Source organism: Streptomyces sp. NPDC053079, from assembly GCF_044546695.1.
GTDB lineage: Bacteria > Actinomycetota > Actinomycetes > Streptomycetales > Streptomycetaceae > Streptomyces.
Genome location: NZ_JBITZJ010000012.1, coordinates 45,127 through 52,104 on the forward strand (window position 1 = coordinate 45,127; position 6,978 = coordinate 52,104).

The following is a 6,978-nucleotide window of genomic DNA, read 5'->3' on the forward strand; positions in this document are numbered from 1 at the left end:
ATCACCCCTCAATGAGAATGTTCAAAAGACATCGGCGATTCGCATAGCGGACAAACTCCACCAGCCTCGTTCCATGTCTCTTCCAATTCCTTTTTGTAATTTTCAATGTGCTTTTCATATAGTTCCAATGTGCTTGTACTTTGACGAACTCTTTGATGCCAGATCATATATTTTCGTAGTAGCTCTTTTAATTCAGCTAAACGAGATACGTTGTTCTTAGCTTCTGTTACCTTTATTTCTGCTTCCTCTGGAACATGTAAACGATCCAGACGACTCACATACTTCGTATATTGCGTATGCGTAATTTCATATTTTTGAAGCAACAGACTCATTTGATTTAGACGTGTAATACTTGTTTCATATTCTTGTAGTTGATCCGACGTAGCAGCAGGTACAGACAATTGTTCTACATCACTACTTACTTTTTCATAACGCTGCTTAACCACGCTATGTTGTACAAAGAGCTTCTTTAACTCATCCGTTTTCTTCACTTCCTCCTCAACCACAGCAACATCCATGGTCTCTATTACAGTTAGTCTATCTAGCTGTAAACGAACATCTTGTAATGCTTGACTATACTTTTCATAGTTTTGTGATAAGATAGAAAGCAAAGAATATCTTTCTTGAAATTTAGTAGAATCTTGTAACAAGTTACTTACTTCTACTAATCCATCAAATTGTTTTAATGTTTCAGTCAATGTCTTCTTGGCGGTGGACAGTGACTCGTAGCTTTTTTGTAAGTCCAGTAGTGTTTGGAGACGCTGCTGGTCTTTTTCTGTTTGCTCAAGTATTAGTATTAGAACTGGTACTTCCTCAAGCCGTTTTTCAATTTCCCAAGCTGCTATGTACTTTTGTTTACAACTTGTGTACATGTGAGATATTTCTTTTAATACCTCTTTCTTTTTATGCAATTCCTCTACGTGCTCCATTAGGCTTTCAGCTGTTTTTAACTGCTGTACTTTATCATCCACATTCAAGTACTCGAGTAAGCTACCTGCTAATCTCTCAATTTCTTTTTCAGCTAGTAACCTCTCTTGCCTTGCTGCGTATGTATCTTTTGAAACACTTTTTACAGCGAGATCTACAGCTTCTGTTCCTGCTAACTTACCTAATACTTTCGCACCCGATGATGGTGTTTCACTTATTAAGAACGGAGCCTCCAGCTGAAATGCAAAGTTTAAAGCTGTAACGAAATCTCCGAATGTTTGTTTTGTGATTCCGAGTAACTGTTTTACTTCCTCTGGTACTTCTGACTTTTCAAATACACTACCTTCATCACCTGGATCCGATTGGATTCTGTATGATGTTTTTCCTTTTCTACGGTGCTTTGAAATAATAATTCCATTATCTAAATGGATTGCTACCGTAGCATGTCCGACTGATTCGTTCACGAAAGCCTCGCCTTGAGGTTCATTAAATGCTACCCAGCGAACAGCTCGTATGATAGAGGTTTTACCACTATCTGATGGTCCTGTAATTACATTCAATCCAGTTCCTAAATTGAAATGACTATTTGTATGTGACTGGAAGCCTTCTACGAAAATTTCATTAATGGCCAACACGTCCACTCCTTTCTGTTAGCTTTAACATGGTGCTTATCGCTTGTTCTTCTGATCCATTCTTGAAGTGTTTTTTACTTTCGCAACAGACAGCTTTGACGTCTTTTGCTTTTACTAAACGAGTCGCATAAGACACGTATCGTTGCATGTGTATCACCTCCTTTCAATCAATTAGCTTGCCTTTGCTTTCGCTTTCTTCTTTCTTGTGACAGTTACTTTAACACCTAGATATTTCTCGTATACTTCTTGAAACAGCTCTTCTTTTTTCTCTGTACCGTAGTACTCGTTACGGACATATAAGCCAGATTTCTTTTTCCCCATTGTTTAACACCCCTTTAGAATGAAAAACCTACTCTTTTATCTTTTCCGCGAAATGCGGAAATTTAGTTAAAAAAATATCCTTTTCAGGAAAATCTAATTGTAAAGCCGCTTCTACCACTTCTTTTTCCGCGTTATGCAGATATGAAGGCATAAAAAACCACTCAAAAGGAAAGTTTAATACCATCGCAATACGCAGTGCTAAACGTGGGCTAGGTGTCCTTCTACCTGTCTCAATGTCAGCATAATGAGTTCGGCTCATGTCCGCCAACTTAGCGGCTTCTCCCTGTATTAGACCGAGATTTTCTCGAATTTGCACAAGCCAATACCTTCTCATGTTGCACCCCCACAATCTTGTAATTGATTTCAATTATATCCGCACTTCGCGGAAAAGTAAATAACTTTCTGAAAATTTATTTATACTTTTTTTATCCGCGGATTGCGTATTTACTATAGTTAGTGGTATCTTATAAGTAACACAATCAAAGAAAATATAAAAAGTTTTATATTTTCTTTGAATTTTAAATTAAACAAAATCATTAAAAAATATAAAAAGCTATATATTTTCTTGTTATCTTATATAAAACAAAAGTATTGAAAAATATAAATAGAATTTGGGGGATACAAAATGGATGTTGGAGCACGTTTAAAATTCTTACGTGACCGAAGAGGTTGGATCATAGAAGAAACTGCAGAACGACTAAACATGTCTAAGTCAGCATACGGCGGCTACGAAACAAACTACCGTAGACCTAAATACGAAGTTCTTGTTCAGATAGCAGATATTATGGATTCCACTACAGACTTTATTTTAGGAAGAACAGATAACCCAAATAGTATGGACTTTAATGTTACCGATTTTCTAGACAAGGGTAAGTTACATTCTAACGGTGTTGAAATTACAGAAGAGCAAGCAGAGGTTTTTAATACGTTATTTAAGCAGCTTATACAAATAAAAAAGCAATAAACAAAAAAGGATTAGCCAGATGCTATTCCTTTTTTTGTTGCAATATAGCTGTAAATTGTTTGTACTGTTCTGGCGTAATTTGTCCTTGGTTATACAGCTCTTCCAACAGGTAATTCATATCACAACTTACTTTTTCAGCACCGAATAATTCCCCAATTAAACGTTTTGTTTCTTGTTTTGCAGTCTCTTTTTTCAACGTAGTTTCTCCCCTTCATCTTTATTTTTCGAATTTTTCTAAAGATTCCCTCGACAATATTGTATCATTCTCAATTCTGGAAAGATAGTACATTTGAAAAGCTGATAAACCTTTTTCCCTCAGCCTACCCAAAATTTCATACCCTTTTTTCTTATCCCCGTATAAACATTCATAATAAGCTAAATCACCATCACTAATACAAGCAAAATCTATTTTTTCTAAGTTAAAGCCGAATTCAATATACAAGAAAGCTAGTGTTGTTTTAAAAGAACTATATTTTTGAGTGCCTTTAGGTGAGCTTATTCCTTCAAGACATTTAATAGCTTCTAAAATGTATTTCTCTGCCATTAATGGATTTTCAAAGATATAGCTTTCTCCCAAACAACAATATGCCGTAGCCTTCACAACTGTGAAATTCAGCTCAGAATCTATAATCGCAAGGCAGGTATTTCTACAGTTATCAATTTCATTAGCATGTAACTGTGTGTACGCGATTCGCTCCATATGTTGCATGCGTAAACAGTCTTTGATATAACCATCATCCATCTTACCGATATGTACATCAGCAACTTCAGCATACGATGCCATAGCACTATACCTTTGGTTATCATATTCAGCTGCCATTAGTAAGGTATTTAATAACACCTGACACTCCGAGTCTGATGAAACACGAGTCTCGTAGATTTCTTCCAACAAAATCTGTCCCTTTTTTCTATTCATATTTCGATGGTTATATAGAGAATATACACTCAAATATTTACGCACATCTTTTTGAACCTTTAGTAACTCTTCGTCTTTAGTCACCGCTTCAAATTTTTCAATTAGAGTATCCATAAGGTCATATTCTCCTGCTACCTGGCAATAACTCAATGCTTTTCTTACATTCAGACTAGTTTTACACTGTAAGATAAAATCTTTGATCCTTCCCGTTTGCTCTAAAGGATTTTTGTAGACGTAATGAATTAGCTTTTCAAAAACATCGAATTTCATTTCTCCAGTAACAAATGAAAGACCATTAGTAATAGTCGTTCTACTAATACCTGTATCTTTAGCTAACTTTCTTGTACTTATATTTTTGGATTGAATCGTACTATTCACTTCATTCATCAAAGCTTCCATCTGCATCCTCCCCAGAACACAAGACACAGCCCCTATATTTTCTCAACAAGAAAACGTACCATACGGATATTTAACCTTTTGAAGTATGCTATACTTGATGTTGACTCATGGAAAGTTTTACCTACGCGCACTAGGGTAAAACGTTACAACAGTGTTGCAGCACTGTTGTAACGCCGTGGGTCTTTTCGCTCTTTCATTTTATTATTTTCATCTTATCATAAAATTTAGAACATTCGTTTCAGTCTTTCTCAAATCAGGTTGAGAAAGTTTTTTCTAAATCTTCCAGAATCCCCACAAGAATATTTTACCACCAACAGAACGAATGTTCTAGTTGTTATTCTAGTTTTATCCATAAAACTTCTCAAGAATTGTATTTTAGCCAAATTTCTTGGTATTTATAGTTTAAAAATAATGCCTTATTTATAATATAGGCATGAGCACATTTGGAGAAAATTTAAAAAAATTTAGATCAAATCGTTCTTTAACGCAAGCGGAGTTTGGAGATATGGTCCAATTAAGTCGTAGTCAAGTTAGTAACTTAGAGACCAACTTTAATGAACCCGACTTAAAATCTTTAGATCGTATCGCCAATTTCTTTAACACATCAATCGATGCACTTGTGGGAAGATCTATCCCAGAATCTGAAGAACAATTAAAAATCATTCTCGAGGAGATTCAAACGGTTTTCGCAGGCCTGGATGAATCTCAACGAGAACAATTCTGTAAACAGCTCCTTTTCTACACACAATTTCTGAATGAGAAAAAAGAGTTGTTATGAGTCGATTGTAGTAGAAACCATTTCCATATTCAACAGTAATGTTTTCTACTATAACCTAAAAACCGAGAGGATAGCTTGTCCTCACGGTTTTTATTTTTATGCCCTAATTATACACCGCACTTGCGGTATGTCAATAAGGCGTATAAATTTATTCTGCGAATCTATAATGGATATCTATAGCCCCATCTTGCGCCACTTCTATTCTTTTGATTAATTTTTTAAATACACTATTTAAGTCTTTCGACTCTTCTAACAAGGCGAATGCGTCCCTTACTTCTTGTTTCTCTTTCATTTGAGTTTCGATATTGTTTGCTTTCTGTATCTCCAGTTCTTTTAATTCTATTTCTTTTTCCAGTTTTTTGTTACGAACAGTAAAAGTATCTTTATCAATTCTTTCGCCTTCTAAATATAAGTCTAATAAACGCTCTTTCTTAACTTTCAAATCTTTAATATCTTTGTTAAGTTTTTTCAATTTAACATGTAGTCGATTTTCATCCGAATAAAACTCTTTTTCTAAAACACTTTCTTTTTCTTTCAATTTATCCAGCACTAATGCTCTTAAATCCTTATAGTGTATCGGCACATGTTTTACACATTCTCGACGTGCTGTAGTTCTGCTCCAATTACAAATCATATATGAATATTCTGTGGCTTTTCCGTTCTTACTTACGTTTATGCTATTTCTCTTACTCATCGCTGTACCACAATGTGCACAAACCGTTATACCCCTTAATTCATTAGATGTTGATACGCGGCGTTTTTTTTTGAATTTATTAGGATCCTTATCATTAACCATATCCCATAATTCATAATTAATTATTGCAGGGTGATGATTTTCAAAAATCACCCACTTCTCTTTAGGATTTATAACTTTCTTCTTCCTACCATTTACTTTTACTGTCCCATATTTCTGCATTGTATAGGTGCCTTTGTAAGCCGGGTTTTTAATCATCTTGCATAATGTAGAGAATGTCCAAGGCGCCCCTTTCCTTGTGCGCGCACCCTTATCATTTATGGTATTTGCAATCTTGATATAGCCAAATCCTTGTGAATATAATTCAAATATTTCCCTGACAAGAGCGGCTTCCTCGTCATGAATTGCGTATTTATCATCTACAATTTCATAACCATATGGGACAAACCCACCAGTATAACCACCCCTACGCACTTTCGCCGCTAAAGCAGCTGTTACAGAAACAGATAATGTCTTAGGTAACTGCGATGCAAACATCGCATACATCTCAAACTTCATATCATTCTTACCTTCGTAATGACTGTCATAACCCTCCTCAATGGTTATTAGTCTTACTCCGTGGCCTAAAAGGATCTCCTTAATCTCCAGCGCGTCCTTTAAATCACGTGCTAATCGATGTATAGATTTAAATATAACTGTGTCGAGTTCTTTTTTTCTAGCTTTATTTAAGATCCTCTGCATTGCATGCCGCTCTAACCAGGCCGTCCCAGATATACCATCATCAAAGTACACAGCATGCTCGTCCCATTCAAAACCATTATTTTCTAACCAATATCTACAAATATCAATCTGATTTTCTACAGAAGAAACCTGTTCATCCTTATCACTTGATACACGTACATAAACAGCATACGCCACAATTACCACTCCTTCTATTAGTATCCTAACGTATATTATGTCTGCATTATATAACTCCAAGAGTAAACTGGCAATCTATTACCAATACAAAAAGACGACTTTCTACAGTCGTCAAAATAAAAATATATAAATCTCAAAAATTTAGGAGGGGGTAAACAATACACAACAATAACTAATAAAAACAAAAAGAAAAAAGAACCCCCTCTATAAAAAATATACCTTATATATATAATATAAATTATATAACTTATAAATATATATTATATATATTATATTATTAGTAGTAATATATAAGTATTATTACTATAGGGTTCTAAGGTTTTAATACTGTATGTTTTGCAGTTTATTTAGAAGCATCAATAAGTCCTGTTAATACCTCCCATGCATACTCATCTAAGTCTGCTTGCAAACTCGTATGTTTTTCTAACG

7 protein-coding genes are annotated in these 6,978 nt (G+C 34.9%); 2 read left to right on the plus strand and 5 right to left on the minus strand.

Going from position 1 to position 6,978, the window contains the following annotated elements; genetic code table 11:
• Positions 1-8 precede the first annotated feature (8 nt).
• Positions 9-1,562: an AAA family ATPase gene (locus tag ACIGXW_RS33480; RefSeq protein WP_377921445.1), complete on the minus strand. Its 1,554-nt coding sequence runs from the start codon at positions 1,560-1,562 to the stop codon at positions 9-11.
• 346 nt (positions 1,563-1,908) lie between these two features.
• Complete coding sequence (locus ACIGXW_RS33485; protein ID WP_399576640.1) at positions 1,909-2,196, minus strand: helix-turn-helix transcriptional regulator; 288 nt, start codon at positions 2,194-2,196, stop codon at positions 1,909-1,911.
• 309 nt (positions 2,197-2,505) lie between these two features.
• Between ACIGXW_RS33485 and ACIGXW_RS33490 the strand changes: the two genes are divergently transcribed.
• A complete protein-coding gene (locus ACIGXW_RS33490; protein ID WP_217613556.1) occupies positions 2,506-2,844 on the plus strand; it encodes a helix-turn-helix domain-containing protein in 339 nt (112 codons plus the stop codon).
• A gap of 22 nt (positions 2,845-2,866) precedes the next feature.
• Here ACIGXW_RS33490 and ACIGXW_RS33495 read toward each other — a convergent pair whose 3' ends face one another.
• Positions 2,867-3,040: a hypothetical protein gene (locus ACIGXW_RS33495; protein WP_217613555.1), complete on the minus strand. Its 174-nt coding sequence runs from the start codon at positions 3,038-3,040 to the stop codon at positions 2,867-2,869.
• A gap of 21 nt (positions 3,041-3,061) precedes the next feature.
• The gene (locus ACIGXW_RS33500) at positions 3,062-4,159 is read right to left on the minus strand and encodes an AimR family lysis-lysogeny pheromone receptor (RefSeq protein WP_399576641.1); all 1,098 of its coding nucleotides are present in this window, start codon (positions 4,157-4,159) and stop codon (positions 3,062-3,064) included.
• Between the two features lie 433 nt (positions 4,160-4,592).
• Here ACIGXW_RS33500 and ACIGXW_RS33505 point away from each other — a divergent pair, with 433 nt between their 5' ends.
• Positions 4,593-4,937 carry a helix-turn-helix domain-containing protein gene (locus ACIGXW_RS33505; protein ID WP_217613554.1) on the plus strand — a complete coding sequence of 115 codons (345 nt, stop codon included), beginning with the start codon at positions 4,593-4,595 and terminating at the stop codon, positions 4,935-4,937.
• A gap of 148 nt (positions 4,938-5,085) precedes the next feature.
• Here ACIGXW_RS33505 and ACIGXW_RS33510 read toward each other — a convergent pair whose 3' ends face one another.
• A complete protein-coding gene (locus ACIGXW_RS33510) occupies positions 5,086-6,549 on the minus strand; it encodes a recombinase family protein (protein WP_377922773.1) in 1,464 nt (487 codons plus the stop codon).
• Positions 6,550-6,978: the final 429 nt, after the last annotated feature.

Coding starts and splice junctions, on each gene's coding strand:
- ACIGXW_RS33505 (WP_217613554.1), top strand. CDS start 4,593: ATGAGCACATTTGGAGAAAATTTAAAAAAATTTAGATCAAATCGTTCT.
- ACIGXW_RS33490 (WP_217613556.1), top strand. CDS start 2,506: ATGGATGTTGGAGCACGTTTAAAATTCTTACGTGACCGAAGAGGTTGG.
- ACIGXW_RS33500 (WP_399576641.1), bottom strand. CDS start 4,159: ATGGAAGCTTTGATGAATGAAGTGAATAGTACGATTCAATCCAAAAAT.